The 26,165-nt window shown below is 65.7% G+C and carries 27 protein-coding genes; 9 read left to right on the top strand and 18 right to left on the bottom strand.

Going from position 1 to position 26,165, the window contains the following annotated elements; translation table 11 throughout:
- The first annotated feature begins 186 nt into the window (after window positions 1-186).
- From F7P65_RS09735 to F7P65_RS09725, 3 genes are read left to right on the top strand one after another with little or no spacing between them, the layout of a single operon-like run.
- On the top strand, window positions 187-1,353 hold the full coding sequence (locus F7P65_RS09735) for a sulfotransferase family protein (RefSeq protein ID WP_150291538.1): 1,167 nt from the start codon (window positions 187-189) through the stop codon (window positions 1,351-1,353).
- 47 nt (window positions 1,354-1,400) lie between these two features.
- Window positions 1,401-2,162: an SDR family NAD(P)-dependent oxidoreductase gene (locus tag F7P65_RS09730; protein ID WP_150291537.1), complete on the top strand. Its 762-nt coding sequence runs from the start codon at window positions 1,401-1,403 to the stop codon at window positions 2,160-2,162.
- 24 nt (window positions 2,163-2,186) lie between these two features.
- On the top strand, window positions 2,187-2,900 hold the full coding sequence (locus F7P65_RS09725) for an EthD domain-containing protein (protein WP_150291536.1): 714 nt from the start codon (window positions 2,187-2,189) through the stop codon (window positions 2,898-2,900).
- A gap of 44 nt (window positions 2,901-2,944) precedes the next feature.
- Here the strand turns inward: F7P65_RS09725 and F7P65_RS09720 are convergent, their stop codons facing one another.
- The 3 genes from F7P65_RS09720 to F7P65_RS09710 are packed head-to-tail and all read right to left on the bottom strand — an operon-like array spanning window position 2,945 to window position 5,041.
- Window positions 2,945-3,700 (bottom strand): glucose 1-dehydrogenase, encoded by a 756-nt coding sequence (locus F7P65_RS09720; protein WP_150291535.1) that lies wholly within the window; start codon window positions 3,698-3,700, stop codon window positions 2,945-2,947.
- 28 nt (window positions 3,701-3,728) lie between these two features.
- Window positions 3,729-4,250 carry a nuclear transport factor 2 family protein gene (locus F7P65_RS09715; RefSeq protein WP_150291534.1) on the bottom strand — a complete coding sequence of 174 codons (522 nt, stop codon included), beginning with the start codon at window positions 4,248-4,250 and terminating at the stop codon, window positions 3,729-3,731.
- Window positions 4,251-4,267: 17 nt separating this feature from the next.
- A complete protein-coding gene (locus F7P65_RS09710) occupies window positions 4,268-5,041 on the bottom strand; it encodes an SDR family oxidoreductase (RefSeq protein ID WP_240334256.1) in 774 nt (257 codons plus the stop codon).
- A gap of 112 nt (window positions 5,042-5,153) precedes the next feature.
- Between F7P65_RS09710 and F7P65_RS09705 the strand changes: the two genes are divergently transcribed.
- Both F7P65_RS09705 and F7P65_RS09700 read left to right on the top strand, forming a co-directional pair.
- The gene (locus F7P65_RS09705; protein WP_150291532.1) at window positions 5,154-5,687 is read left to right on the top strand and encodes a nuclear transport factor 2 family protein; all 534 of its coding nucleotides are present in this window, start codon (window positions 5,154-5,156) and stop codon (window positions 5,685-5,687) included.
- 63 nt (window positions 5,688-5,750) lie between these two features.
- A complete protein-coding gene (locus tag F7P65_RS09700; protein WP_150291531.1) occupies window positions 5,751-6,866 on the top strand; it encodes a helix-turn-helix transcriptional regulator in 1,116 nt (371 codons plus the stop codon).
- Window positions 6,867-6,925: 59 nt separating this feature from the next.
- Here the strand turns inward: F7P65_RS09700 and F7P65_RS09695 are convergent, their stop codons facing one another.
- Both F7P65_RS09695 and F7P65_RS09690 read right to left on the bottom strand, forming a co-directional pair.
- A complete protein-coding gene (locus F7P65_RS09695) occupies window positions 6,926-7,417 on the bottom strand; it encodes an Lrp/AsnC family transcriptional regulator (RefSeq protein WP_150291530.1) in 492 nt (163 codons plus the stop codon).
- Window positions 7,414-7,896: an Lrp/AsnC family transcriptional regulator gene (locus F7P65_RS09690; protein ID WP_162854586.1), complete on the bottom strand. Its 483-nt coding sequence runs from the start codon at window positions 7,894-7,896 to the stop codon at window positions 7,414-7,416. Before F7P65_RS09690 ends, F7P65_RS09695 begins: the two co-directional genes overlap by 4 nt.
- Before the next feature lie 260 nt (window positions 7,897-8,156).
- Between F7P65_RS09690 and F7P65_RS09685 the strand changes: the two genes are divergently transcribed.
- Window positions 8,157-9,122: an aldo/keto reductase gene (locus F7P65_RS09685; protein ID WP_150291528.1), complete on the top strand. Its 966-nt coding sequence runs from the start codon at window positions 8,157-8,159 to the stop codon at window positions 9,120-9,122.
- Between the two features lie 119 nt (window positions 9,123-9,241).
- Window positions 9,242-10,237: a lysylphosphatidylglycerol synthase transmembrane domain-containing protein gene (locus F7P65_RS09680; RefSeq protein WP_150291527.1), complete on the top strand. Its 996-nt coding sequence runs from the start codon at window positions 9,242-9,244 to the stop codon at window positions 10,235-10,237.
- On the opposite strand, the gene F7P65_RS09675 is transcribed toward F7P65_RS09680, so the two are convergent.
- From F7P65_RS09675 to F7P65_RS09635, 9 genes are all read right to left on the bottom strand, one after another.
- On the bottom strand, window positions 10,178-11,197 hold the full coding sequence (locus F7P65_RS09675) for an NAD-dependent epimerase/dehydratase family protein (RefSeq protein WP_205452007.1): 1,020 nt from the start codon (window positions 11,195-11,197) through the stop codon (window positions 10,178-10,180). The genes F7P65_RS09680 and F7P65_RS09675 overlap by 60 nt on opposite strands.
- Window positions 11,194-12,618, bottom strand: a complete 1,425-nt coding sequence (locus tag F7P65_RS09670) for a GMC family oxidoreductase (protein WP_150291526.1) — start codon at window positions 12,616-12,618, stop codon at window positions 11,194-11,196. The genes F7P65_RS09675 and F7P65_RS09670 overlap by 4 nt, the downstream gene beginning before the upstream one ends.
- Window positions 12,611-12,931, bottom strand: a complete 321-nt coding sequence (locus F7P65_RS09665; RefSeq protein WP_150291525.1) for a hypothetical protein — start codon at window positions 12,929-12,931, stop codon at window positions 12,611-12,613. Before F7P65_RS09665 ends, F7P65_RS09670 begins: the two co-directional genes overlap by 8 nt.
- On the bottom strand, window positions 12,921-13,553 hold the full coding sequence (locus F7P65_RS09660) for an HAD family hydrolase (protein WP_150291524.1): 633 nt from the start codon (window positions 13,551-13,553) through the stop codon (window positions 12,921-12,923). Before F7P65_RS09660 ends, F7P65_RS09665 begins: the two co-directional genes overlap by 11 nt.
- On the bottom strand, window positions 13,550-14,551 hold the full coding sequence (locus tag F7P65_RS09655) for a UbiA family prenyltransferase (protein WP_150291523.1): 1,002 nt from the start codon (window positions 14,549-14,551) through the stop codon (window positions 13,550-13,552). The genes F7P65_RS09660 and F7P65_RS09655 overlap by 4 nt, the downstream gene beginning before the upstream one ends.
- On the bottom strand, window positions 14,541-16,076 hold the full coding sequence (locus F7P65_RS09650; protein ID WP_150291522.1) for a glycosyltransferase family 39 protein: 1,536 nt from the start codon (window positions 16,074-16,076) through the stop codon (window positions 14,541-14,543). The genes F7P65_RS09655 and F7P65_RS09650 overlap by 11 nt, the downstream gene beginning before the upstream one ends.
- Window positions 16,077-17,570, bottom strand: coding sequence for an aspartate aminotransferase family protein (locus tag F7P65_RS09645; protein WP_150291521.1), 1,494 nt, complete (start codon window positions 17,568-17,570; stop codon window positions 16,077-16,079).
- A gap of 139 nt (window positions 17,571-17,709) precedes the next feature.
- Window positions 17,710-18,366: a response regulator gene (locus tag F7P65_RS09640; RefSeq protein ID WP_150291520.1), complete on the bottom strand. Its 657-nt coding sequence runs from the start codon at window positions 18,364-18,366 to the stop codon at window positions 17,710-17,712.
- Between the two features lie 10 nt (window positions 18,367-18,376).
- Complete coding sequence (locus F7P65_RS09635) at window positions 18,377-19,978, bottom strand: sensor histidine kinase (RefSeq protein WP_150291519.1); 1,602 nt, start codon at window positions 19,976-19,978, stop codon at window positions 18,377-18,379.
- Window positions 19,979-20,185: 207 nt separating this feature from the next.
- On the opposite strand from F7P65_RS09635, the gene F7P65_RS09630 reads away from it, so the two are divergent.
- Window positions 20,186-21,001 carry a universal stress protein gene (locus F7P65_RS09630; protein WP_150291518.1) on the top strand — a complete coding sequence of 272 codons (816 nt, stop codon included), beginning with the start codon at window positions 20,186-20,188 and terminating at the stop codon, window positions 20,999-21,001.
- Between the two features lie 276 nt (window positions 21,002-21,277).
- Complete coding sequence (locus F7P65_RS09625; protein ID WP_150291517.1) at window positions 21,278-22,327, top strand: hypothetical protein; 1,050 nt, start codon at window positions 21,278-21,280, stop codon at window positions 22,325-22,327.
- A gap of 230 nt (window positions 22,328-22,557) precedes the next feature.
- On the opposite strand, the gene F7P65_RS09620 is transcribed toward F7P65_RS09625, so the two are convergent.
- The 4 genes from F7P65_RS09620 to F7P65_RS09605 all read right to left on the bottom strand — a co-directional run bounded on the left by F7P65_RS09620 (window position 22,558) and on the right by F7P65_RS09605 (window position 26,165).
- Complete coding sequence (locus tag F7P65_RS09620; protein WP_150291516.1) at window positions 22,558-23,385, bottom strand: DUF2182 domain-containing protein; 828 nt, start codon at window positions 23,383-23,385, stop codon at window positions 22,558-22,560.
- Window positions 23,382-24,017: a DUF1326 domain-containing protein gene (locus F7P65_RS09615; RefSeq protein ID WP_150291515.1), complete on the bottom strand. Its 636-nt coding sequence runs from the start codon at window positions 24,015-24,017 to the stop codon at window positions 23,382-23,384. The genes F7P65_RS09620 and F7P65_RS09615 overlap by 4 nt, the downstream gene beginning before the upstream one ends.
- A gap of 85 nt (window positions 24,018-24,102) precedes the next feature.
- Window positions 24,103-24,810, bottom strand: coding sequence for a histidine utilization repressor (hutC, locus tag F7P65_RS09610; protein WP_205452005.1), 708 nt, complete (start codon window positions 24,808-24,810; stop codon window positions 24,103-24,105).
- Window positions 24,807-26,165 (bottom strand): formimidoylglutamate deiminase, encoded by a 1,359-nt coding sequence (locus F7P65_RS09605; protein ID WP_420853315.1) that lies wholly within the window; start codon window positions 26,163-26,165, stop codon window positions 24,807-24,809. The genes hutC and F7P65_RS09605 overlap by 4 nt, the downstream gene beginning before the upstream one ends.

Here is a 26,165-nt window from a genome sequence, read left to right as displayed (position 1 = left end):
ACGCAATTTTGGAATGATTTTATATTTCTTGCGTCGAATGCGTAGATATACGACAGTTGGCCGCGCTCCAACAGAAAAGGATGCACCGGAGCGCTCCCTCCCATATGGGATTATGCAGATCATATTCGGGTTATAAGATCGCGGGGAAATGCGCGTTGCGCACCACCGTTGGAGAGGAAAAAGATCATGGCCACCCCGCCCCAGACCCCGCTTGACCGCGAAGCCCTGTTGCAGGCGGCGCGAGAGCGCGCGGGCCTCAGCGATTTTGGCGACCTGTGGTTTCTGGAACCCATGGATCGCTACCTGGAAGCGATGAATCGCGAAGGGCAACTGACCCCGGCGGGCCAGGGCGCGCAGACCGAAACCATCGTCAGGGGGCTGGTCAGCCGCCTGCGCATGATGGAGGACATCAAGCGCCATCCCGAAATATTGGACGAGCCACTGGAGGTCGCGGGCATCATATTGGGCCTGCCGCGCACGGGCAGCACCATATTCCAGCGCCTGCTGGCAAGCGCGCCCGGCATGACCGGGATCAAATGGTATGAGGCGCAGAATTTCGCCCCCTTCCCCGGCGAGGCGCGCGGCGAACCCGTCGAACGGCGGGCCTATGCGGACGCGCTGATCGAGGGGTGGTTGCAGGCGGCGCCGGAACTGGCTTCCATCCATCCGCTCGAGGCCGATGCGCCCGATGAGGAGATATTGATCCTGGGCCAGATGTTCGTCAGCACCATGGTCGAGGGGATGAGCTTCGTGCCCAGCTTCACGGCATGGCTGAACGATTATGACCAGTCGCGCGGGCATGAGGATCTGAAGACGATCCTGCGCTATCTGCAATGGCAGGACCCGTCGCGGCGCGGCCGCAAATGGATCCTGAAAAGCCCGTCCAACCTGCCCTATACGGAGGTGGCGGCGAACGCCTTCCCCGATGCGCTGCTGATCATGACGCATCGCGATCCGGTGCAGACCGTGCCCTCCTATGTCTCGATGCAGGCGGCGCTCTACAAATTGAGCACGACGGTCAGCGACGCCCAGGTGGGCGGCTTCTGGTTCCCGCGCCTGGTCGAATGGATGCGCCGGTTCGAGGCCGCGCGCGAACGGATCGGCGAGCATCGCTTCATCGACATCGACTATCGCGAGGTCGCCGCCCATCCCATGGCGCAGGCCGAGCGGGTGCTGGCGCGCTTCGGCATCGCGGTGGATGAGCATGTCGAGGAAGTGCTGAGCGAATTTCTCGCGGGGAACCGGCGCGAACAGCGGCCGATGCACGATTATTCGCTGGAACGCTTCGGCCTGGACGAAGCGGCGATCAAGCGGGAATTCGCCGCCTATCGAGCGCGCTATATCGGGGAATGACGGATGGGCGGCGCTGTCCTGCCCGGCAATTTGGTGGAGAGGACGAGATGACGGATTTGAAGGGCAAGATTGCGCTGATCACCGGAGCCGGGCAGGGCGTGGGCCAGGGCATAGCGCTGGCGCTGGCGAGCGAGGGCGTCAGCCTGCTGCTCGCGGGACGCACGGTGGAGAAAGTGGAACAGACCGCGCGTCTCGCCGCCGAGCGTGGGGTGCGGGCCATCGCCATCGGCTGCAACGTCAAGTCCGCCGAGGATCTGGCAACAGCCGTGGAGCGGGCCGTGGGCGAGTTCGGCGGCCTCGACATCCTGGTCAACAATGCGCAGGAAGTGCCGCTGGGGCCGCTGGACAAGGTGACGGACGACGCCTTTCTGGCCGGGTTCGAATCCGGACCGCTGGCATCTTTCCGGCTGATGAAGCTGGCGCGGCCGCATATGGCGGCACGGGGCGGCGGGACGATCATCAATTTCGCCTCTTCGGCGGGCATCCGGTGGGACATGGCAGGCTATGGCGCCTATGGCGCGGTCAAGCAGGCGACCCGTGCCCTGACCCGCGCAGCCGCGTCGGAATGGGGCGGGGACAATATCCGCGTGCTCACCATCGCCCCCCATGCCGAATCGCCGGGCCTGAAAGGATGGATCGAGAAGAATCCGGAGGAGGCCGCGGCCTTCTTCCGCACGATCCCGCTGGGCCGGGTCGGCGATCTGGAACAGGATATTGGCCGCGCCATCGTGGCGCTTTGCGGGCAGGACCTGCGCTATCTGACCGGCGCGACGATCCCGCTCGACGGCGGACAGGCGAATTTCGACTAAGCCCCATCAACAGAGGGAGAGGATATGGAAAAGCTGATCTGCGCGCTCTGGGCGCCGGAGGGCGAGGCGCGGGCCGATTTCGGCGCGCGCCTGACCGCCACCCTACCCGGCGCGCTGAAGGAGGTGGGCGCCAGCGGCATTCGCCTCAACATTCGCGACGCCGCGGTCGATCCGGCGGCCGGACTGGTTCAGACCTGGCAGGCGCCGCAGCAGGATGCCATCGTGCAATTCTGGCTGCCTTCGGCCAATGCGCTGTTTCGCGAAAAAGTCGATGCGGTTCTGGCGGCGTCAGCCGGACGCTTCGCGGCGTGGCTGGTGGCGGAATCGACGATCATCGCCAATCGCGATCATCCGCCGCAGGCCGGGGAGCGGAGTTGGGGCTGGAGCCAGGCCAGCTTCATCACCTTCCGCCCGGACAAGAGCTGGGACGATTGCGTGGCGCACTGGCATAGCCATCACACGCGGGTGGCGATCGATACCCAGTCCAATTTCGAATATGTGCAGAATGTCATCGTTCGCGCGCTGACGGCGGATGCGCCCGCTTATGACGCCTTTGTCGAGGAATGCTTCCCGCTGGAGGCCATGAGCAATCCCCAGGCCTTTTTCGACGCCGTCGGGGATGAGGCCAAATTTGCCGAGAATCTAAGGCTGATGATGGAAAGCTGCGGCGGCTTCATCGATTTCAGCAAGGTCGACATCATCCCGACCAGCCAGTTCGACTTCGCGAATCTGGATTGATCGAACGCACCGGGCGGAATTGCTTCCGCCCGGTGCGTTGAAGATCAAAACGCCGTTGCCGCGCCGTCCACGACCATCGGATGACCCGTTACGAAGCTGGCCGCGTCGGAGCAGAGCCAGACCACCGCTTCGGCGATCTCTTCCGCCTTGCCCATGCGGCCCATGGGGGTCATGTTCTCGACCACCGTGCGCAGTTTCGGATCAGCCGTGACCGCGGCGGTCATCGCGGTTTCGATCACGCCGGGGCAGACCGCATTGACGCGGATGCCCGCCTTGGCCCAACGCAGCGCGCCATGGCGGGTCAGGCCGACGACGCCATGCTTGGACGCGGTGTAACCGGGCTGGCTGGGATTGCCGACCAGGCCGTTGATCGAGGCGGTGTTGACGATCGCACCGCCGCCCTGCTTCAGCATCACTTCCGCCTCTTCGCGCATGCAGAACATCACGCCGCTCAGGTTGATGCCGATGGCCTTCGCCCAGACCTCATCCTCATATTCGTCGCGGCCCAGATTGTTGATGCCGGCATTATTGAACGCATAGTCCAGCCGCCCGAAATGGGTGACGGCGGCGGCGACCATCGCCTTCACCTGCGCGCCGTCGCTGACGTCGCACTGCTGCCAGGCCGCCTTGCCGCCCTGCGCCTCGATCAGAGCCACGGTTTCCGCGCCGCCCGTTTCGTTCACATCGCTGACCAGCACCGCCGCGCCCGAGCGGGCGAAGGCGAGCGCTGCCGCCCGGCCGATGCCGCCGCCCGCGCCCGTGACCAGCGCAACCTTGCCGTCCATGCCGTAATCAATCATTGCATCTTCACTTTCCTGTTCAGGGATTTCATTCAGCAGCTTGCGCCGGAGGCGGCGGCGCTTCGCCCCAGACGAGATAGCGGGACGCGCCGTCCTCCGCGATTTCCTCGGTCAGCATGGAGCTGATGCGGCTCACCGATTCCGCGATCCACCAGCGGCCGTCCTGGCGGCGGTAGACATCCTCATATTCCACCACCAGTTGCGTCACGGACCGCAGCCCGAGGATGATGGTGCGGAAATTGAGCGTCCAGCGCCCCCGCGCCTCGTCCGGCCCGGTCAGTTCGATATCGGCATTGCCCGCATGGTGAAGGTCGTAGACGCCGCCCTGGCAGGCCATGCTTTCGAACAGGGCGATGAACGCCTCCCGATCGGTGAACAGCGGAAAATTCTGATAGTCGAGCTTCAGGCCCTGCGGCGCCAGCGTGTCGCGCAGATCCTCCACCTGCTTGAGGTCGCAGGCGCGCAGATAGCGGGCCTTGAGCTGGCGGATGGCGTTGATGTCCTCCAGCGCGGCGATGCGCGCGGCAAGGCTTTCCAGAGTGACCGACATTCCCATTCTCCCTTGCTTCAGGCCTGCCCGGCTTCCTGCTTGACGATTTCCAGGAACAGCGGCCGCTCGCCGCCGCCATGGACGTCGAGCCGCGCACCGCTGACATAGGCGGCGCCCGGCGAGGCGAGGAACAGCACCGCATCGGCGATGTCCGCGCCGCGCCCCATGCGCTTGAGGGGCAAGGAGGCGGCGATGCGATCCTGCGCGCCTGCGCTGCCATAGGTCAGTTCCGACGTTTCGGTTTCGATGAGGCCGACGATGATCGCGTTGACGCGCACGTCCGGCCCCCATTCCTGCGCAAGGCTGGTGGTCAGGCTGACCAGTCCCGCCTTGGCCGCGCCGTAGATGGCCGTGCCCGGCGAGGGTCGGACCGCCGACACGCTGGCGATATTGACGACGGAACCGCCCGCCGCCTTCAGATGCGGATAGGCGGCCTGCGCCACATAAAGCGGCGCGAGCAGGTTCAGTTGCAGGATGCGTTCGGAAAAGCGGGCGCTGGCCGTGGCGGCATCGGCATGGGGCGAACCGCCCGCATTATTGACGACCAGGTCGATGCGGCCATGACGCTGCGCCACGGCGGCGATCCAGTCCGCCACGGCCGCCGGATCGCGAATGTCGCAGGCGTCGAACACCGCCGCCCGCCCATCGACGGCGATCGGCGCATCGGGTGCGGTGCGGCCGCAGGTAGCGACGTCATAGCCGTCCTCCAGCAGTCGGCGGACGATCGCGGCGCCGATCCCCCGCGTCCCGCCCGTGACGATCGCCACCCTGCCTTGCCCTGCCCTGCTCACGCCATCGTCTCCTGCCATTCCTTCACTCAACAACGTAATATATCATCGTGACAAATACGCATATGCCAGTTACTAGTCCATAACATATATATTTTGCGTGATGGAGAGAGGCATGGCATATTCGCTGCAAGAGCTGAGCGATTTCGAGGATATCCGCACACTCAAGCATCGCTATTTCCGGGGCATCGATACGGCGGATTTGCCCTTGCTGGCAACGCTGTTCACGGACGATATCAGCGTCGAATATCGCGGCGGCGGCTATAAGGTGAAGCTGGCCGGGCGCGACAATATGATGGATTTCCTGGCCAACAGCTTCCATTCCGGCACGGCGCCCATGCATCATGGCCATATGCCCGAAATCACTCTGACCGGCGCCGACGAGGCGGAGGGCATCTGGTATCTGGAGGACATCTTCATCAATCTGGATGACCAGCTCCACACCAGCGGCAGCGCCATTTATCGCGACAAATATCGCCGGGAAGACGGCGTGTGGCGGATCGCGCGGACCGAATATGACCGGCTGGTCGAGGTCGTTCAGCCCTTGGACTCCAAATTGCAGATCACCGCGCACTGGCTCGCCAACACCGGGCGCAAGCCGCATGAGCGCACCGACATCGGCCATTTCATCCAATGGGGTAATGGCTGACGGAGACGGGGAGCCAGCCTTCCTCTTGCGCGGTGGGCTGCGGCGTGGCTCTATAGCGGGCCTATGGACGATCCGAACGACACCGATGCCGCGTCGGCGAGGGACACTGCCGATGAGGCGGATGTCTCCTCGCTGCTGGAGGCGCTTTATGGCGGGCTGACGGAAAATCCACCTTGGGAGGGGTTTTTGCGCGCGCTGGCGGTAGCGGCCGACGCGCCCTTCGCCACGTTGCTGGTCGCGACCGGGCATAGCGGGATCGCGTCGCAGGTTACCCCCGGCGGCGATCCGTCCCGTTCCGCCGAATATGAGCAGCTGTTCGCCGCCGACCCTTTTGTCGACCTGCCCGAAGGCCGGGCCGTGATCTTCAGCGATTTCGTGCGCCATGTTCCGCCCCGCTTCCGCGAATGGCTGCACAAGGCAGGGACCGGCCAGATCATGGGCGTCGACCTGCATGCGCCGTCGGGCGCATCGGTGCGGTTGCGCGTCACCCGCGACATGAGCTGGCCCGATTTCGGAGAGCGGGAACTGGCATTGATAGCGCGGCTGGTGCCGCATCTGCGGATCGCGCTGAACCTGCACGCGCGGCTGACCTCGACCCAGGCCGAACGGCAGGTGTTCAGCAGCGCGATGGAGGGGCTGGCGGTCGCGAGCTTCATTCTGGCGCGCGATGGCCGGATCCTGCGGCGCAACGCGGTGGCGGACCGGATGCTGGTCGAAGCGACCGCCCTGGCCGAGCGCCAGGGCCGGCTGGAGCCGCTATTGGGTGCGGCGGCAGCGGCGCTGGACCGCCTGCTGCGCAACCCGCCCGCCGCCGGGGAAGAACAGCGGCTGGAGATTGCCGTGCCCGATGGCCAGCCGCTGCGGGGGGTGGCGCGGGCGTTGCCGGCCAATGCCTATGGCGACGGGGCCAGCCTGGCGCTGTTCCTGGCCGATCCGGCGCGGGTGGAGGGGCCCGATCCCGAATCGCTGCGCGACCGGTTTCAGCTCACGCCCGCCGAGGCGGGGCTGGCGGTTCAGCTTGCCCGCGGCGCGGCGCTGGTGGACGCGGCGCGGGCGCTCGACATCGCCCATAATACGGCGCGAGCCCATCTGCGCGCGATCTTCGCCAAGACCGGGACGCACCGGCAAGGCCAACTGGTCCATCTGTTGCGGACCATTGGGGGTGGGTTGACGATTTAGAGCGATTTCTTATCCGGCGATCTTTTCCGATCGCCTGAAAATCGCTCTAGAAAATCGCTCTAACCCTCGCCCTGTTTCCGCGTGATTTTGGCGATGCCTGCCTCATATTTGACGTTATGCACCGAAATCGAGGTTTCCACTCGCTGCACGCCCGGCAGGGGTCGAATCCGCTGAACGACAAGATCGTTCAACTGCTCCAGATTGTTGAACAGCCCCATGATCAGCAGGCTGTACCGGCCGAGCAGCGAGATGACGCAAGTGATTTCCGGAATGTCCGACAGGCTGCGCGCCAGTTCCTCGACATGGGATGGATCGGCATCGATCCCCAACATGCAGAGATTGGGCGATCCCGCCATGCGGAAGTCGGTGACGACCGTGAACTGGATCAACCCTTCATTCTGCAACCGCTTGATGCGGGTGCGGATGGTGCCTTCGGTCACGCCCAGTTCGGCCGCGATGGCGCGGTTGGAAATGCGCGCATCGCGCGCCAGCCTTTCGACGATGCCGTGGTCGAGCTGGTCGAGGCGGGATGTGGGAGCAGGAGCGGTCATAGCGGCACCACGTTGAATTCGAACTTCACCATGTCGACGGCGACGCCCGGCGAGATATGCGACACGCCGTCGATATCCGCGATATGCGCGAACAGCAATTGCTGCACTTCGGCGAAATCATGCAGGGCAACCAGCAATTCGATGTCATGACTGCCGCTCATGATGTTGACGCTCAACACCTCGCGCAGATCGGCCAGATCGCGCGCAACGGCCTCCACGTCGCGACCCTGCACCTGCACGCCCAGCGCAATGATGACGTTATAGTCATAGGCGGAAAAATCCGTGACCGCGACGACCCGCATGACGCGGGCATCCTCCATCTTCTGCAGGCGGGCGGAAACGGTGGCGGCGGTGACGGACAACCGTTCGGCGATTTCCTGGTTGGTGGCTCGTCCGTTCGTGCGCAATATTTCGATAATATTGGTGTCAAGACCGTCCAGCGCTGGCGGCGTCATCGTTCGCCCACTTCTGATCTGCATTGCCGCTCGCCCTCCTTTTCGATGCATGCGCCCTAGCCTGCCCGCCCAAGGAGTTCCAGATACAATGAAATCCCGCCGGTCAAAGCCAAGCCGTCCCCTCGTTACATCGGCAATATCTCTATCGACCCATATTACGAAAGAAAATAAATTTTTTTTCCGGTTTTCACATAATGCGTAACAATTTAGCATGTCGGCAACGTGGATGCGAAATCCTCTCGACTGTGCCGGTGGCGCGGAACGGACAAAAAAAGGAGAATATCATGCTTTCAAAGGTGAGGATCGGCAGCACCGATCTATCGGTCAGTGCGCTCTGTTACGGCACGAACATGCTCGGCACCGCCATCGCGCAACCGGAAGCGAACGCGATATTGGATCGGTTCGCGGCGCTCGGCGGCAATTTCCTCGACACCGCCCGTTCCTACGGCGACTGGATTCCCGACGCACCCAAGGGCGCCAGCGAGCGGGCAATCGGGGCATGGCTGAAGGGCCGGAAGCGGGAGGATTTCGTCATCGCCACCAAGGGCGGTCTGTTCGATATGCGGGTTGGCGATTACCGCAACCGGGTGAATCCGGAAGATGTCCGCAGCGACCTTCTGGAAAGCCTGGAGCATCTGGGCATCGACACGATCGACCTCTACTGGCTGCACATGGACAATGTGGACGCGCCGGTCGCGCCCATCATGGACATGCTGATCGACGCCAAGGCGGAGGGGAAGATCCGCTGGTTCGGCGCGTCGAACTGGACCGCGGCCCGCGTGCTGGAGGCCAATGAATATGCCCGTGGCAAGGGCAGCGAAGGCTTTGTCGCGCTGCAACCCTTCTGGGGCCTTGCCAAGCCGGATGAGGCGCATGCCGCGCAGCAGGGCTATGTGCTCTATTTCGAAGACCATGCCGAGCAGGCGCTGAAGGACAGCGGCCTTGCCATCATACCCTATTGTTCGCAGAGCCGCGGCTATTTCGCCATGCGCGAAAAGGGCGCCTTGCCTGAGGCGCTGGCCGCCTTTTACGCCAATCCGGCCAATGACGCCCGGTTCGAAGCCGCCCGGCGGATTGCGGCGGACCGTGGCGTCGGCATCAACGATGTCGCGCTGGCCTATCTCGTCAACCAGCCGCAGCCGACCATTCCGATCTTCGGCGCGTCCAGCCCCGCGCGGGTAGAGGAAAGCGTGAAGGCCGCCGAACTGCGGCTGTCGCCGGAGGAACTGGCGGCGCTGCGGGTGGGATGACCGGCGCTTTCGCCCCCCGGGCGACGCCGCGATATGAAACCTGCGATATGAGGGGGTAATCCCTTTCCCCCCGATTCGCGCTGTTCCGATCGGCGGTCACGGGCATAGGATGGCGCTGCATGCGCGATCCTTCCCCCTTCCGCCGTCCGCTGCGCATTGCCGTCCATTGCCTGGTCGGCGTGGCGTTGCTGCTGCTCTTCCTGCGCCAGGTCGACATGGGCGCGGCGATGGCGGCCCTGTCGCGCGCGGCGATGATGCCGCTGGGCGTCGCCCTGGCCGCCTATGCGCTGGATTTCCTGCTGCGCGCCGTCCGTTTCTGGGTACTGCTGGAGGCGGCGACGGGCCGGAGCCTGCCGCTGCGCGCCGTGCCCGCGCCCTTCATCGCCAGCTTCGGCATCAGCGACCTGTTGCCGCTGCGGGCCGGGGACCTGTTCCGCCTGGCCTGGTTCCAGCGGCATATGGCCGTGCGCACCGGCAGCGTGCTGGGCGCGATGCTGATCGAGCGATTTTACGATCTTGCCGCCCTGCTGCTGCTGGGCGTTGCGCTGGTGGCGCTGCATCTGCCGCCAATGGGTGGATTGGCGCTGATCGCGGTGGCGACGATCGGCATGGTGGGGGCGCCCCTGATCCTGCGTTTCCTGCCCGTCAGATCGCCCGCCGGGGGGCGGGATAAAAGCCTTAAAGGCCGCATCGCGCATGCTTTCCGCGACATGCTGGCCACCTTTGCCATCCTCCGTTCCCCCCGAAGGGTCGCGCTGCTGAGCGCCCTTTCCCTCCTCTGCTGGCTGCTGGAGGCGGTGCTGTTCCTGGGCGCCTGGGTCAGCCTTGGCGGCACGCTCGGCCAATGGCAGGCGCCGATGACCGCCTTCACCGCCAGTACGCTCGGCACGCTGGTCCCCGGCCTGCCGGGCCATTTCGGCACGTTCGAGCTGTTCGGACTGGCCGCCTTCACCCGCAGCGGCATCGCGGCGGACCATGCCGCCGCCGTGCTGCTGCTTGCCCACCTGCTGCTCTGGGCGCCGACCGCCCTGTTCGCGATTGGCTGGCTGCCCTTTTCAGGAAAGACGGCGAAGCAAGCCGATGGCCTGTTGCCGCAAGGGGGAGCGGTGCGCTGAGGCGTCCCCCACAGGCCGCCGCGCCCGGTAGCTGTCGTAGCTTTGCGCCAGCATCGTCGCATTGGACCAGCGCGGCGTCCATCCCATCGCCAGCAGCGGCGCGACATCGAAATAACAGTCGCGATGATAGGTCCGATATTGCCACGGCACCAGCGGCGACAGGCGCAGCGCATGCAGCGCCCCCAGCGCCATCATCGCAGGCAACACCGGCAGGCCGGCGATCCGCGAGCGGCTGCCCGCATGATCGATCAGCCCTTCCAGATCCTGGCGCAACGTGCCGAAATCATCCGTCCCCACATTATAGGTCCCGCCGTGCCCCAGCGACAGCGCCAGCAGGATGAAATCCACCAGATCCTCGACATGGACGAACTGCATCCGGTTGCGGCCGTCGCCGATGATGTAGAGCCGCCGATGCTCCGCGATCCAGTCGAACAGGATCTGGTAGATGCCGAGCCGCCCGTCCCCCAGCGTCGCCCGGGGCCGGATGGTGATGAGCGGCACACCCGCCCGCTCGCATAGCCCCGCCATCACCCTTTCGGCGGCCCATTTCGAGCGGCCATAGCTTTCCAGCGGTTGCGGCACCGTCTCGGCGGTGATCGGTCCCGGTGGCGGCAGGCCATAGACGGACGTGCTGCTGAGATGGACGATGGCATCGACGCCAGCGCGGATCGCCTCTTCCGCGAGGATGCGGCTGCCCTCGACATTGACCTGGTGATAGCGCCGCCCGGCATTGCTCTGCGCCACCAGGGCGGCATGGTGGTGCAACACGGTCACGCCCCGCATCGCCCGCGCCATCGCGTCGCGGTCGCAGATGCTGGCCTGGTGGAACTCGATGCCGGGCGGCAGGGCAGGGTCGCGCAGCAGATCGACCACGCGCACCCGGTCCCCCTGCTCATGCAACCGCCGCGCCATCGACGCGCCGATGAAGCCCGAGCCGCCCGTGACCAGATGCAGCGTCACGCAAATCTCCGTGCGATGGCGTGCAGCGCGTTGCGATGGGCGATGGCCATGACGCTGCCCTGCGGGTTGGCGATGGTCGGCCCGCACATCAGCGAGGCGTCCGCAATGCGCAAGCCGTCGGCATCGTGAATCCGTCCCCAGGAATCGGTGGCGCTCAACCGCCGATCCTCCCCCATCGGGCAGGAGGCGAAGACATGCACCGATGTCAGCATGGCCGACTTGCGCGGCAGGCATTCGGGCAGGGTCGCCATGTCCTCAACCGACCGGAGCATGGCGAAACCCGGCATGCAGGGCTGGACCGCCTGCGCGCCCGCCGCGAACAGGGCGCGGATCAGATGCTGGAGGCCGTCGTAAAGCTGATCCAGTTCCGCCTGCTCATGGCAAACCGACACGACGGGATCATGACAGCCCGGCAGGGTGCGGACCCGGCCATGGCCCGTGCCGTTCTGCACATAATAGAGTCCCATCCGCGCCGCATCGGCAGCGATCCGCGCCCGCATCGGGGGATTGGCCGCCAGAGCCAGCGCCAGCATCGCGGGCGAGCTGATCGAGCAGCCGATGCCGAAGCGCGGCTCGAACATCTTGATCTGATGGACCGGATCGGGGTCGCCCAGCCGGTTGACCGGCGTATCGAACAGCGCGACCGCCTTCAGCATCGGATGGAAGCGCAGGCTGTCGCCGATATTGTGCCGGATGCCCGACCGGCGCAACAAAGCGGGCGTCTGCACCGCCCCGCAGGCGACGAACAGCGCATCGGCGACGATGGTGACCGACCCCGTCGAGCGATGGCGCGCCGTCACTTCCCATCGGCCATTGATCCGGCGGATACGCTGCGCGCGCATATCCGCGATCACCCTTCCCCCCGCCTGGCGAAAACGCGGCACGAAGGTCGCGCTCATCGACTGTTTGCGCCCCGTCTCATAATCGTAGAGCCGGTGCGCGGCGATGGCATCCCAGCCGAGCCGCATGGCCCCCTCCCCCAGCCGCTGCGACAAGGGCGGCGGCGTGCCCGGCAGGGCGGCAATCCGCGCGGTCGCCTCGCACGCCTCGAAATGCGGGGCAAGAGCTTCGGGGGTCAGCGCATCGACATGATGGCTCCCCGCCCATTGCTCCAGCACATAGGGCGGCGTGCGGTGATAGAGGCCGCGATTGACCTCGCTTCCGCCGCCGACGCAGCGCCCTTCGACATAGGTGATGGAGGGATTGCCGAACGCCATGGTGACGCCGGCGTGGCGATATTTATGGAGGATTTCCTCGCCCGAAAAATGCGCCATGGCATCGAGCGGCAAATCGGGACCCTCCTCGACCAGCAGGGTGGAATAGCCCGCCTCGGCGCAGAGCGTCGCGGTGACGGAGCCGCCCGGTCCCGATCCGATCACCGCCACATCGGCGCGCAGCCTGTCCGCCACCGGCTCACTCATGCCAAAGGCTGACGAGCGCGAGGCTGACATAGAAGCGCATCAGCATATGCGCGGGTCCGGCCTCCCACGCCTCCATCTGCGCGCGGCGCTCGGCGGGGGACAAAGCATGGAAAAACCGCCCGCGCCGGGGCAATGGCCAGGCGTCGAAGAACAGCGTCGCCGCGCGCAAGGGCGGCCGCAAATAGCCCGGCATCGCCGCAAAACTCGCCAGCACGAAGTCGCGCGCAGCCTGCGGCGATCCGCCCGCGCCCTGCTCCCTTTCGGCGACAGTCGCGGCCAGCGCGCCGACGGTGGCGGTAAAGTCAGGCAGCATGGCCGAAGACCGGATCGTTATAATGGCGGAAATCGCGCCCCCGGATCAGCGCCCGCACCCCGGCCCGGCGCGCAGCCTCTCCATCCCGGTCGTCGCGGTCGCCGATCATCAGCGTGCGGGAGGGATCAGCCCCCGCCATCGCCATCAGCCAGCGCAGCCCCGCCGGATCGGGCTTCAACCGCCCGACATCCTCCGCCGCGACGGCGTAGCGCGTCGACAGGCCAAGCGCGGCGAGCTTCGCTTCCACTCGATAATCGCTATGGACCGCCACCTTATGGCTGGCCGACAGGCGGGCGAACAGCCGCCCGGCCCCCTCGACCCGGAAACGGCGCAGCAGCGGCAAGGGGCGCTGCTCCATCCACTCGCTGACCACCGCCCGCACCGCGCCGGGGTCGCAGCCGGGAAGGCAATATTGCTCCCGCGCGAAATCCTGTGCCATCGCCTCGGCCAGCGCCTCGCGGCGGCGGCGATAGGCGCCCAGCATGCGCGGCACCGCCGTGGACCGGCTGCGGATCACCTCCCCCGCCAGCATCACCGCCATCCGCCTGCGCACGGGCGGCTGGTCATAAAGCGTGCCGTCCAGATCGAACACGATCAGGTCCAGGCGATCCCAGTCGATCATGGCCGGACATAGATGAAGCTGGGCGTCGACAGATAGTTCAGGAACGGCATGTCGACGAAGGTGAGGATGGTGAGCGAGGCCGCCACCGCGAAGCTCGCCAGCATCAGCCGCCGGGACCGGAACAACCGCTCCGGCCGGGAGGCCACCGATCCGCGCAGCATGGCGAGCCAGAAATAGCTGGCGAAGAGGATCGCGATGAAGGGCAGCGCGAAAATATATTCCTGCCGGTATTTGATGAGGAACACCGCCAGGAAAAAGGCCGACAGCATCGCGTAGAGCAGGCAGGACACCGCCAGATTTTCCGCATTATACCGCCCGAAGGACCGGCGGTAGCGGGGCAGCAGATCGGCGCCGCCGTCGGCGGTGATATCCCGATATTCCGCCAGCCGCTTCGCCGCCATCAGGAAAGCGCCGCCCATCCAATAGGCGAAGAGCAGGCTGCTGGGCGGCATGGTGGCGGGGTCGATCATCGTCCAGCCCAGCATCAGACGGATGGGATTGTTGATGCTCTCGCTCACCACGTCCAGATAGACCCGGTCCTTGGTTCGCACCGGCTGGACGTTGTAGATGAGGCCCGACAGCACGAAGGCGGCGGCGGTCCAGGCGAAGAGCGGCCCCAATTGCACGGCCAGGCCCAGCCCCACGCCGACCAGCAGCAGATATTCGGCATAGATGATCGGCGCCGACAGGCTGCGATGGACGGCGGTGCGGGCGGACTTCAGCGGATGATAGGCGTCGAACTCCCGGTCCAGCCATTCGTTGATGACATAATTGGCCGAGGCGATGGCGACCGCGCTCACCAGACCAATCAGGATCGGAAGCGCCGCGATCTCTGTGGCCGGATGGCGCAGCACATGGGCGAGGACAATGCCCGGCAGGATGAACACATGCTTCGTCATATGGTCGAGCCGCGCGATCGCCACATAATCGCGCAGGCGGCCCCGGCCGGCCTTGGACGGCGCGGCCACGGGGCGGACAGTGATGCCGTCAGTGTTCATGATTCACTCCGTAGATGCTGCCGTCCGCGCGGCGGGTGATGAGGCGAAGGTCGAGGCGCCGGACCAGTTCGGTCTCGCTCGCCATGTAGAAGCGCCAGTCGACGCCGTTCAGGAACACGATATAGGCCTTGCCCCCGGCCAGCGCCCTGCGGGCATCGGCCAGTTGCGCGGCATAGGGGAAGGCGGGGTCCTCCCGCCCCGTGCGCAGCAGGATGTGCGCGGGAATGTTGCGCGCATGGCGGCGCAGCACATAGCCGATGGCATCGGGGCCGTTGCTGTAGAGGATGGCGTCGGACGGCAACTGCCCCACCGCCGCCAGCGTCGGCGAACGCGTCCATTGCAGCGACGCGAAGCCCAGCCCCTCCCGATAGGCCTGATGCACCCGGTCGGCGGTGCGCAGCATATGGCTGACCCCCATGAAGAGGGCGAGGCCGACCAGCGCGCCGTGCAGCTTGCGCGCCCGCCCGGTCTGCGCGGGCAGGCGGGCCAGAACGATGGTCATGGCCATGATGCTGGTGCAATAGACCGGATAGGCATAGCGGCTGTTGAGGTGGAGATTGGCCTCGATCGAGGTCGCCAGTACGATGAAGCCCAGATAGGTGAAGAAGAACAGGCCCAACGGCACCGCGAGCAGCGACGGATCGGCCTGCTCCCGGCTCAACACCCGCCGTCCATGGTGCCAGAGCAGGACGAGGCTTGCCGCCACCGCCATCAGGAACAGCGCGGCGCGGGGCGCGAAGGGCACTTCATCGGGCACGATCCAGGCGGTGAGCGCGGTGAAGCTGGTGAGCCAGTCGTCGGCGGTCATATTGCCCAGCCATTCCAGCGGACGGCCGGTGGATCGGCCGATCAGCCATTCACTCACCATCGCCCAGCCGAGGAACAGGAGGGCGGACGGCAGCGCCACATAGGCCACATCCCCCAGCCTGCGCAGCAAGGGCTGGCGCCGGTCGAGCAACAGGAACAGCGCAATGGCGGCGCCCAGCGGCGGCCCGGTGAAACGCACCAGCGACGCCAGCCCGACCGCGCATCCCACCGCCAGCAGCCAGCGCCGGTCGTCCGACCCCAGATAGCGCAGCAGCGCCCACATGCTGACCAGGATCATCGTCAGGAACAGCGGTTCCGACATGGCCAGCGCGTGCAGGGCGACGGTCTGCGGCGCGATCACCACCAGCGCCGTGCCCAGCGCCGCATAGCTCCCCCGCCCGCTCGCCTCGCGCAGAACGGCCCATGTCAGCGCGGCATTGAGCGCGCACAGTATAAGGCCGATGCCCCATGCCGCCGCGGCGATGTCGATCCCCGCCGCCGCCACCAGATGCAACAGCGCCGGATAGAGCGGCGCATCCCATGGCCGCGCCGCCAGCCCCATATAGCGCGTGCTGTCGGGATAAATGCCGATTCCATGATGGGTCGACAGAAGGAACAACAGCACCGCCGCCAGCGGAAAGCCGATGGCGCAGGCCGGGTCCAGCACCGGCGTCGGTTTGGAAGCGGCCAGCGCTTCCCGTGCCCGGAACTGGAACATTCACCGGTCCTTGGCGAAGGGGCGGCTCAGCACCCGCTTGGCATTTTCCACGACGAAACGGAGCGCGCTGTCGGCGATACCCCGCGCGAAAATATCGTCCAGCCCGTCGATCAGCTGATCGATCTGCGCCCGCGTCACGACGAAGGGCGGCATGAAATGCAATATGTCGCGCGCGCCCGGCTGGAAGTGGACGATGACATTGTGCCGCTCATAAAGCTGCCGCGCGACCGCGCCGATCAGCACGGTCTGATAGGTGAGGAAGAGCGGATTGGTCGACACGTCGATCAGCTTCGACGCCAGGTCCTCGCGGAAATTGAGGCGGATCGCGCGGAACAGCCCCCTTCCCCGGATGTCGATCAACGTGCGCGGATAACTGGCCTTCAGCGCCTCCAGCCGCGTCTCCAGATAGAGGCCCATTTCCGCCGCATTGTCGATCAGCCCGTCATCATAGAGGGTGTTCAGCGTCTCGATCGCCACCGCGCAGCTTTCGCCCAGACCGCTGAAGGTCGAACTGTGCAGGTTGCAGTCGTTGCGGTTGCCATAGGCGCGCTCGAACAGCGCCTGCGACGTCACCATCGCCCCCATGGCGCATTTTCCCCCGCCCAGCGTCTTGGCCAGCGTCACCATGTCGGGCACGACATTTTCGTGCATGAAGGCGCAGAAACGGCCGGTGCGGCCCGTCCCCACCTTCACCTCGTCGAAGATCGAGAGGATGTCGTTGTCGCGGCACAGTTGCGCGAACGCCGCCAGATAGCCCGGCGGCGGCACTTCGCAGGCGGTGCCCCGGATCGGTTCGATGATGGCGGCGATGATGCCGTTGCCCTTTTCCATCGCCTCCGCCGCGACCGCCGCGCGCAGGGCGTCGATGTCGCCATAGGGAACGTAGACGACATTCTCCTTGGGCACGCCCAGCAGGAAACCCTGATGCACGTCGGTCGCCGTCGTCAGCGCCAGCGCGCCATGGGTCTTGCCGTGGAACGCCCCCTTCATGCAGAGGAATTTCCGCTTGCCCTTGGGCGTCTGGATGCGTTCGGCCAGCTTCATCGCGGCCTCGTTCGCCTCCGCCCCCGATGTGGTGAAGAAGCTGGTGTCGAGCGGATCGGGCAATATCTGCGCCAGATTATAGGCAAGCGCCGCCTGCAACTTGCTGGGCGACAGCTTGGCGCAGTCGATCACGCGCCGTTCATGGCAAAGGCGTTCGGCCTCGATCACGCGCGGGTGATTATGGCCCAGCCCGACCACGCCCATGCCGGTCGAAAAATCCAGGACCTGCCGCCCGTCGGTCAGGTGCAGCACGGTCCCCTCCGCCGCGCGCACGTCCATGCGGTCGAGGCCCAATATGCCGAAAATCTGGAGCATGTAGCGGTTGACGTGATCGGCATAGAGCCGGTTCGCCTGCCCCATGTCGAGCGCCAGCGCCTGATCCAGCGAAAGCAGATCGGGTTTCAGCATATAGGCTGGTGGCGGAAGGTCATCCCGAATCTGCGTCGCCATCTTGCCTCTGCCCCCAGTTTGTTTCGGATGCGGGCAGGATAGGCGGCGCCGGCGGGCCGGCGGAATCCATGGAATTATATACTTCGAAGGAACCGGGGCTAACCCTTCCAGCTATCCCCTTTTGCCCGCTTTGGGGTGGTCAGGCGTCCGGCGGGGCGCCGGACTCCATCCGCTGGTAATAAAGCGCCGCCAGCGCCGTGCGATTATTGATCCGCAGCTTCTGGAAGATATTGTGCAGGTGGATTTTCACCGTCCCCTCGCCCGCGCCCAGTTCGCGGGCGATCAGCTTGTTCGACAGGCCGCTGCACGCCAGCCCGGCAATCTCCAGTTCCCGTGGCGTCAACCCGGCCAGCCCCGGCGGCGGCGGCGGCGCCTCCATCGGCAGGCTGCCGAGCTTGACCGCCACATCCTCCGCGAACCAGCGTCGCCCGCCCGCCACGCTGCGCAGGCAGTCGATCAGCGTGTCGGGCGCGGCCTCCTTCAGCAATATGCCCCATATGCCGTGGGCCAGCGCCTCGGCCGCCTGGGGCGGCGTGATCATCGCGGTCAGGAACACCGCCCGCACCGGCAGGTCCGCCGCCCGGATGCGCCGCAGGATCGCAAGTCCGCTGACATCGGGCATGTTGATGTCCAGCACCGCCAGATCGGGCTTCAACCTGTCGATCATGGCAAAGGCCTCGGCGCCCTGCGTCGTGCTGCCGACGACCGTGAAATCGCGCTCCATCGCGACCAGATCGGCCAGGCCGCGCAGCAGCACGGGATGATCGTCGACCAGAAAGACGCTGTACCGGGTCATGACGGTCCGCTCATGGCAGGGGCACCTCGATCCGCAGTGCCAGCCCGGGAGCATAGCGGGTGATGGCCAGGCTGCCGTCCATATCCTCCACCCGCGCCAGCAACGAACGGGGCCGGGACGGATCGTCATTATCCCCCGCAACCATGCCGCAGCCATTGTCCGCGATGCAGAGACTGAGGCCATGGCCGATCCGGCTGAGTTCGACGTTCAGCCGCGTCGCGCCGCCATGGCGCACCGCGTTGGCGGTCGCTTCCGACAGAAGCTGCGCCAGTTCGCGATGGACGAGGGCGGGCGCCTCCATGTCGGGAGGCGTGACCGTCAGGCCGATGTCGCAGCCCCACTGATCGCACAGATCGTTCACATTTTGGGAAAGGCTGGCCGACAGGTGGCGGACGGCGGCCATGTCGGGCGCGCGGCTGCCCTCGACGAACAGGCGGATGCGCTGTTGCTGGGCGGCCATCATCGCGCTCACCGCCTGAAGCGACGGACGGGCGGAGGGTGGCACGGCGGCGGCGGCGGCCTTCAGCGTCAGCGTCGCCGCCGTCAGGTCCTGCAACACGCTGTCATGCAGGTCGCGGGCAAGCCGGACGCGTTCCTGGTCGCGCGCGCTTTCGGCGATGGCCTGCGTCAGCGCGAAACGTTCCAGCTCGTCGCCGATGCGCTGAGCAGTGATCCGCGCGAGCGCGGCGTCATCCTCGCGGCGGCCGGGCGCGTCGAGCACATAGAGCCGCCCCTTGCCGCGCGTCCCGGCGAAGGGTGCCGAGCGGATGTCCCGCATCGCCGGCACCGGCCAGCCCGCCGCCTGTGCGATACCGCCGATCCCAGTCCGTTCGGCGGCACTGGACAAGGGCAGCAATATCAGCCCATCCGGCCCGTACAGCGCGGCGCGGCCATAAGGATCGGCACGGTCCTGCCACAACAGGATCAGCCGCCCCGCGCCCAAAAGCCGGGCGGCATGGTCCAGCATGTCATGCAGCCATGCCCGCTCGTCCATGCTGGCGGGCATGGCGGACCAGGAGGCAAGCTGGGCGAAGCGCTGCCCGCTGCGCGCGCGGTAGGCGCCGAAATAGCCGAGCATCGCCGCCGCCACCAAAAAATAGGCCGACCGCATGATGACCACATTCAGTTCCGAATCGCCATCGGTGAGATCCTGCCATCCCACTATGATCATCATGATTTCCATGGCGACCGCGCCCAGCACCGCGCCGCGCATCCCCCAGCGCAAGGTGGTCGCCAGCAGGATGAAGGGCACGAAGGGGAAGAAGGGGCTGTCCAGTTCATCGGTGAGGAAAACCAGCGTCCCCAACGCCAGCACATCCACGCCATGGGACAGCAGGTGCAGCGGATGGGCGAGCGAGCGGCGCAGCGGGCGCGGAATGAGCAGCAGGGAGAAGAGGATATAGGCGCCCAGCACCAAATGCGCTTCGTCCAGCGACCGGGCGGGGCGCGTGGGGTCGAGATAGATGGCCAGCGCGGCGAACAGGGCCGACACCAGGCGCCCGGCGGAAATCAGCCGTTCCGGGTCAGCGCCGAGATGGATTTTCGCGGCGAGGCGGAGCCTGTTCGGCAAGGAACCGCGCTGCGCTTCGTCATCCTGGCCCGGTCGTTCCATGAAACACCCTCGGAAATGTCTGTCATGACGGACAGCGGCGCTCAATTGCGATTATGGATAGGGATGGCGGGGACCGGCTGGCGGGAAACGCGTCAATGCCATCGATTTCACGCCGAAAAGGGATATAAGGATTATCCCTGATGGCGACGGCGCCAAAGAAGGGCCTCGTCAGGCAGGGCACGAACGTTGCTTGCCGGGAGACAGTCGATGAAATCGGTCCTGCTGCACATCCACGAAGATCATGGCGCGGAAAGCCGCTTGCAGGCGGCCTGCGATCTGGCCCGGGCTTCGGGCGCGCACATCCATTGCGTGCAGGTGACGAGCATGCCCGATTTCGTCGCGGCGGACATGTATGGCGGCGCGTCCATGGCGCCCGCGATGATGGCGGAACTGTACGACATCGACGAAAAGGCCAGGCTCCGCGTCGAGGACCGGCTGCGGCGGGAGGATGTCAGCTGGGACTGGCGGCATGTCGAGGGCGACATGGTGCACGGCCTGCTGTCCGCCGCGACGCTGACCGACGGGGTCATCGTCACCCTGCCGTCCGGCGCGCGTCGGGAACTGGCCGATCCGCTGCATCTGGCCGCCGATCTGGCGCTGGCCGGGCGGACGCCGGTGATCGCAGTGCCGCAGGAGGCGAAATCCTTCTCCGTGACCGGCCGCGCGGTCGTGGCGTGGGAGGGGTCGCAGGAAGCCTCTACCGCATTGCGGCTGGCCGTGCCGCTGCTGAAGCTGGCGGAGGAGGTGCATGTCGTGACGGTGGAGGAAGCGGGCAAATATCCCTTCCCCGCCACCGATGCGCCGGAATATCTGGCCCGCCATGGCATCAAGTGCCAGTTCCACACCTGGCCGCAGGACGGCCGCACGATCGAGGCGGCGCTGAAGGCCGCGATCGGCGTGCTGAAGCCGGACTGGATGGTGATGGGCGCCTTCGGCCACAGCCGCCTGCGCGAAATGGTATTCGGCGGCGTCACCCGCACCATGCTGCGCGAAGTGCGCGTGCCGTTGTTGCTGGCGCACTGACGCGGCGCTTTGGCGGCTGGGGTTGAAGATGCTTCTGCGGGATGGCCGGCCCATGGGGCACGCTCGATCCCGAGCCAGTCATTCCTGTTCAGTGTCCGGATGCGACCAGTTGTGGTCATTCATCTGGATATGCGTGATACTCTGAAGCGGACGTTAACGGAAAATACCTTGGAGCCGGAACAGGCCGAATGCACGAATTGATGTTGAGATGAGGATATGAGTGGTGTCTTATTAGAGCAATTCACATCAAGCTCACTGCGGAAGCCATAAATAAACATGAATCTCATTGATCGGCGCCTTTTTTATATCTGGTTGTTAGGGACGATAGGAACCGCCTGCGCGATTTTCCTGCCAGGAATAGTCGTTCTGCTCATGCTGACGCTTATCGGCATCCCCTTGGCGTGGCTTATCGTCCTCGCGCCGGGAGCGTGGATTTATTTAACGCCGACGCTAGCAATCTATATGATCCTGCGGAGAGTGTCGGACGGCACTCCGCGTTTGGCAATGCTGGCGGCCGCCGCCATACTGCCGCTGGCGGTTGGCTTTGGTATTCCACGGTGGGCCAATGGGATCACTGAACGACGCGTTCAGGCCCTGATCGCGCAAGATCACGGCGCCCCTCCAATACTGCCGGTTGGTCTTTCCGTCACCCATGCAATCGACAGAGGCTTAGGTTCCTCCGGCAAGTGTTGGGACATTTGCCAGCGGCTCCTATTTTCGCTCGTGGCAAAGAGCTTTGTCGAAGTGCCGCTCGACAAGCTGTCGATGCGCGCATCGCGGCTGACCTCTGCGCGCCGCTTTTCACTCGGGCCGATTGGACCGGGATGCAACAACGAGCGATTACAAACGACCTACGCCACGAGCGCAGAAATCGGGCGCGAAATCCCACCCCCGCCTCCGCCACTTTCAGATAAACTGGAGAATTTCGCTGAGGAGGGATTGTGCTTGCATGACGATGCGGTGCGAGATGTGCGCTCCGATGTCCTCATTGTCGAACGTTGGAACTACGATCCGGCTTTTCGAAGCTTTCGTTTCGACGGTGAGGGTTGGCGCCTTTCACTTCATCCCATCACCCCATTCAAACGGCGCGAAGTGTTCCGTCTTACGCCTTCAGGCTTGGTGCGGCTTATGCGCCGCACTGAGGTCCGGTATGCGCGCTTGGCGGAGCCTTTATGGCTGTCGCCAGGATTCAGTTTCGATACGGCGTCGCCGACGCACTGGGCTTGGCGCGATCAGCGTGTCATCGGCAGTCCGGTGGAAAGCTTTCAGCCAACCAAATGGAACGGGCTAATTGCCAATGATCTGGCGGTGCATGGTCTGCGATGAACGGGCGACGTAGCTTCTAAACGAAGCTGACATGCAGAACGAATGGCCGCTAATTTTCTATGCCTGTTTGTAAGCCGTCAGTCCGCTTCCCACCCTTTCGTCATCCCAGCGCAGGCTGGGATCTCGGGAGATAGCGCGCGACATGGCCTGAGACCCCAGCCTGCGCTGGGTGACGATGGGGGCCTTGGCGTGACGGAGGGGCGGCGTCCGCCACCCACCCAACCGCCCTCTCAAGCCACGAGCATCACCGCCAGGCCAATGCAGGCCAGGCCCGTGGCGAGGGACACGAAACGCCCCCAGGGCAACAGCTTTTCCAGCGCGACCAGCAGCGTCAGCAGCGCGATCCAGGCGATGTTCATGATGCCGCCCACGAACAGCAGCACCATCAGCATCCAGCAACAGCCGACGCACCAGGCGCCGTGGACCATCCCCATGCGCAGCGCGCCCGTCCGGCCGGGGCGATAATAGCGGCTGAGGAACACCGCCGGGTTGCGGCACTGGCGCAGGCAGGCGTCCTTCCATGGGCTGAGTTGATAGAGGCCCGCCGCCGCCAGCAGCCCCGCCGACAGCCAGCGGCTGGATGACGCCATCGCCATGGGCGCCAGCATCGCGGCGGCGCTCAGCCACCCTTGCGCAATCGTCGCGAGCAGGGAGAACAGGCCCCAGACCAGCAGATAGCCCGCCAGGAAGCTTTCCGTCGCGGGACGGGTCTCGATCTCACGATGGGAGACGGCGCGGGCGTAAAGCAGGATCGTCGGCGCGGCGGAGGGCAGCATCATCGCCACCATCATCACCCACCACATGGCCAGCGTCAGCGCGAACTGCGCCGCCGTCCAGGGACTGGCAGCCGGCATGGGCATCGCCATCGTCGAATCTGGCATCGGATCTGGCATCGCGTCCGGCGGCTGAAGGCCGGCAGGCGCGAGCGAGGCCATCGGAGCCATGTCCATGCCCGCCCCCAGCAGCAGCCAGCCCCAGGCGAGCAGGATGAGCGTAGCCAGCGCAGCGAGGGACAGGATGCGATGCCGGGCGAGCACCGCCTCCACTTCAGTCCTCATGCGCTTCGGACGACGCCATGGCTGTCGAGATGAAGATGGGCAAACTGGCCGTAGCTCGACCCATGGGCCAGCGGCATCGGGTCGGTCGAGCGGGTCGCGCCGGAGCCAATCTCCGCCACTTCATATTCGAAGCCGTCGGGCAATTGAATGCGGGCGCGGACTTCGGCGCCGTTGACCGGGCTGCGGATCGGTTCGCCGTCCATTTCCAGATGCCCGGGGATACGCAGCCGGCCCTTGCGTCCCTCCACATCCACCTCGAACTGCAAGGGCACGAACAGGGGGTCGTGCAGGGTCGTGATGGTGGAGGCAAAGACCGCGAAGACGGTCGCGAACGGATCGGTATCGCCGCCGGTCATGATGGTGAGCAGCGCATGGCGCTGCGCTTCGGTGGCGCGTTCATCGACGAAGGCGACGCATTCGCCACGGCCTTCGTGGATCGGACCGGGCCAGCGGAAGACGCCCGCGATGTTGAGGCCCGACAGGTCCGTGTCGCCATGATGGCCTTCGTCGATGGCGATGCCGACGGCCGCCTGGCAATGGCCCTTGTCCGGCAGGCCGCCAAACTGGCAGTTGCAGCCATATTCGCAATTGCAGTTGGCGAATTCCCGGCCCTTGAGCTTCCAATAGACCATGGCGAGTCCCCCTTGGATGGGTGCGCGGGGACTATAGCATATCGGTTGGGTGGCGTTCCAGATTTTCGGAAGGGGAGCGGCTCGTTCAGGCGTGGAAATGGGCGACCAGCGCATAGCGGTCGCCGGGGTAGAGCAGGCGGGCGTAGGTGATGCGTTGCTCGCCCTGCCCCTTATCCACCCACGTCCAGCGTTCCAGCGCCATGCAGGCGGCGTTTTCGGGAACGTGGAGCCTGTCCGCCATGGCGGGGTCGGCATTGATCGCGGTGATGCGGTGTTCCGCCTCCGTCCAGGGGACATGGCCGAGCAGCCACGAGCCGGGGGGTTCGGCGCTGAAATCGACATCAGCGGCTTCGGGGACGGCGGCAAGGTTGATCAGGCGATGTTCGAGGGCATAGGGCAGGTCTTCGGCGAAATGGCGGCATTCCATGACCAGCAGTTCGCCGCCGGGGACGCGGAGCAGCGCCCTGTCCTCCTCCGTCGCCTTGCGCCGATGGCGGGAGAGGAGTTCGAGGCGATAGGTCAGGCCCTGTCCCTCCACTTCCGCGCGGATGTCGGGGATTTCGAGCGCGGCCCGGTGGAAGCGCGGGGCGGCGACGAAGGTGCCCGCGCGCTTACGGCTTTCCAGCAGGCCCGATTGCACCAGCGAGCGCAGCGCCTTGTTCACCGTCATGCGGGAGCAGCCATAGGTGTCCATCCACTCATGTTCATAAGGGATGCGGTGGCCGGGGCGCCATTCGCCCGACATGATGCGGCTTTCTATGTCGCGGCGGATGCGGCTGTGGAGGGCGGTCAATCGAGGAGAGCCTTCAGGAGTTGGTTATAGCGCGCCTCTATCGCGGGGCGGCCATGGTGAACGCCCGCGCTAACCCGCTTCCTGCCGTCGCACCAGACGCTATCGATCCGGGCGCGGGCGAAGATCCAGCCGTCGAGCAGGGCGTGGGCGGGCGGGTCGCGACGCAGGGTCACGATGTCGGCGCGAGCGCCGGGGGCGAGCGTTGCGGGGGACGCGCCGAGGGCGTGGGCGCCTTGCCGCGCGGCATTGTAGAGGCTGGCACCGGTGGATTGACCGGGTGCTGACGCCAGCAGGTTGCGGCCTTGACGGCTCAGGCGCTGGCCATATTCGAGCAGGCGTAGTTCAGCGGCAACGTCGATTTCGACGTTGGAATCGGAGCCTATGCCGATCCGGCCGCCTGCCGCCAGAAAGGGTTGGGCGGGGAAGAGGCCGTCGCCCAGATTGGCCTCGGTGATCGGGCAGAGGCCGACGGTGGCGCCGCTTTGCGCGATGCGGTTGCGTTCGCTCTCGGTGATGTGGGTGGCGTGGACGAGGCACCAGCGGCGGTCGACCGGGGCATGATCCATCAGCCATTCGACCGGGCGCTGGCCGCTCCAGCCGAGGCAGGCGTCGACCTCGGCCATTTGTTCCGCGATGTGGATGTGGATGGGCCCGTCCGGCGCGAGGGGAAGGATGGCGGCCAGTTCTTCCGGCGTGACGGCGCGCAGGCTGTGGGGGGCGATGCCCAACGGGACGTCCAGCGGCTTCAGGGCTTCCAGCAGGCGGGCGAAGCTGTCGCGGTCGTGGAGGAAGCGGCGTTGGCCATGGGTCGGCGGCGCTCCGCCGAAATCGGCATGAGCGTAGAAGACCGGGAGCAGGGTCAGGCCGATGCCGCTGTCCCGGGCGGCCTGTGCGATCGCTTGGGCCATGGCGGCGGGGTTGGCATAGGGCGCGCCATTGGGGTCGTGGTGGAGATAATGGAACTCGCCGACGCGGGTGAAGCCGCCTTCCAGCATTTCGGCATAAGCGAGCGCGGCGATGGCGTGCAGCCCTTCGGGGTTCAGGCGGTCGACGAAGCGGTACATCGCCTCTCGCCAGGTCCAAAAGCTGTCGGCAGTGTTTCCAGCGCGTTCGGTCAAGCCCGCCATGGCGCGCTGAAAGGCGTGGCTGTGGACATTGGGGAGGCCCGGAAAAGCGGGGCCGTGGCGTTCGTCTTGGGGCTGCGGGTTCGTGTCGGAGGTGAGGGTCGCGATCCGGTTTCCGGCCAGCGTGATGCGGACGCCCTTGCGCCAGCCTTCGGGGAGCAGTGCCTGTTCGAACCAGAGCGCCATGCGCTTCCTCTCTGGACAATGGTGAGGAGGCGCATTTAGGTATAT

Origin of the sequence: Sphingobium estronivorans (assembly GCF_008692605.1) — a bacterium.
Classification (GTDB): Bacteria; Pseudomonadota; Alphaproteobacteria; order Sphingomonadales; family Sphingomonadaceae; genus Sphingobium; species Sphingobium estronivorans.
This window is presented reverse-complemented; position numbering and strand designations above follow the sequence as displayed.

Bases quoted from the DNA above. Each gene is read 5' to 3' on its own strand.
- F7P65_RS09615 (WP_150291515.1), bottom strand. From the start codon at position 24,017: ATGGTCTATTGGAAGCTCAAGGGCCGGGAATTCGCCAACTGCAATTGC.
- F7P65_RS09630 (WP_150291518.1), top strand. From the start codon at position 20,186: ATGAAATCGGTCCTGCTGCACATCCACGAAGATCATGGCGCGGAAAGC.
- F7P65_RS09730 (WP_150291537.1), top strand. From the start codon at position 1,401: ATGACGGATTTGAAGGGCAAGATTGCGCTGATCACCGGAGCCGGGCAG.
- F7P65_RS09720 (WP_150291535.1), bottom strand. From the start codon at position 3,700: ATGATTGATTACGGCATGGACGGCAAGGTTGCGCTGGTCACGGGCGCG.
- F7P65_RS09635 (WP_150291519.1), bottom strand. From the start codon at position 19,978: ATGGAACGACCGGGCCAGGATGACGAAGCGCAGCGCGGTTCCTTGCCG.
- F7P65_RS09650 (WP_150291522.1), bottom strand. From the start codon at position 16,076: ATGTTCCAGTTCCGGGCACGGGAAGCGCTGGCCGCTTCCAAACCGACG.
- F7P65_RS09690 (WP_162854586.1), bottom strand. From the start codon at position 7,896: ATGCAGATCAGAAGTGGGCGAACGATGACGCCGCCAGCGCTGGACGGT.
- F7P65_RS09670 (WP_150291526.1), bottom strand. From the start codon at position 12,618: ATGAGTGAGCCGGTGGCGGACAGGCTGCGCGCCGATGTGGCGGTGATC.
- F7P65_RS09725 (WP_150291536.1), top strand. From the start codon at position 2,187: ATGGAAAAGCTGATCTGCGCGCTCTGGGCGCCGGAGGGCGAGGCGCGG.
- F7P65_RS09705 (WP_150291532.1), top strand. From the start codon at position 5,154: ATGGCATATTCGCTGCAAGAGCTGAGCGATTTCGAGGATATCCGCACA.
- F7P65_RS09620 (WP_150291516.1), bottom strand. From the start codon at position 23,385: ATGAGGACTGAAGTGGAGGCGGTGCTCGCCCGGCATCGCATCCTGTCC.
- F7P65_RS09685 (WP_150291528.1), top strand. From the start codon at position 8,157: ATGCTTTCAAAGGTGAGGATCGGCAGCACCGATCTATCGGTCAGTGCG.
- F7P65_RS09735 (WP_150291538.1), top strand. From the start codon at position 187: ATGGCCACCCCGCCCCAGACCCCGCTTGACCGCGAAGCCCTGTTGCAG.
- F7P65_RS09695 (WP_150291530.1), bottom strand. From the start codon at position 7,417: ATGACCGCTCCTGCTCCCACATCCCGCCTCGACCAGCTCGACCACGGC.
- F7P65_RS09640 (WP_150291520.1), bottom strand. From the start codon at position 18,366: ATGACCCGGTACAGCGTCTTTCTGGTCGACGATCATCCCGTGCTGCTG.
- F7P65_RS09700 (WP_150291531.1), top strand. From the start codon at position 5,751: ATGGACGATCCGAACGACACCGATGCCGCGTCGGCGAGGGACACTGCC.
- F7P65_RS09660 (WP_150291524.1), bottom strand. From the start codon at position 13,553: ATGATCGACTGGGATCGCCTGGACCTGATCGTGTTCGATCTGGACGGC.
- F7P65_RS09715 (WP_150291534.1), bottom strand. From the start codon at position 4,250: ATGTCGGTCACTCTGGAAAGCCTTGCCGCGCGCATCGCCGCGCTGGAG.
- F7P65_RS09665 (WP_150291525.1), bottom strand. From the start codon at position 12,931: ATGCTGCCTGACTTTACCGCCACCGTCGGCGCGCTGGCCGCGACTGTC.
- F7P65_RS09655 (WP_150291523.1), bottom strand. From the start codon at position 14,551: ATGAACACTGACGGCATCACTGTCCGCCCCGTGGCCGCGCCGTCCAAG.
- F7P65_RS09625 (WP_150291517.1), top strand. From the start codon at position 21,278: ATGAATCTCATTGATCGGCGCCTTTTTTATATCTGGTTGTTAGGGACG.
- F7P65_RS09680 (WP_150291527.1), top strand. From the start codon at position 9,242: ATGCGCGATCCTTCCCCCTTCCGCCGTCCGCTGCGCATTGCCGTCCAT.
- F7P65_RS09645 (WP_150291521.1), bottom strand. From the start codon at position 17,570: ATGGCGACGCAGATTCGGGATGACCTTCCGCCACCAGCCTATATGCTG.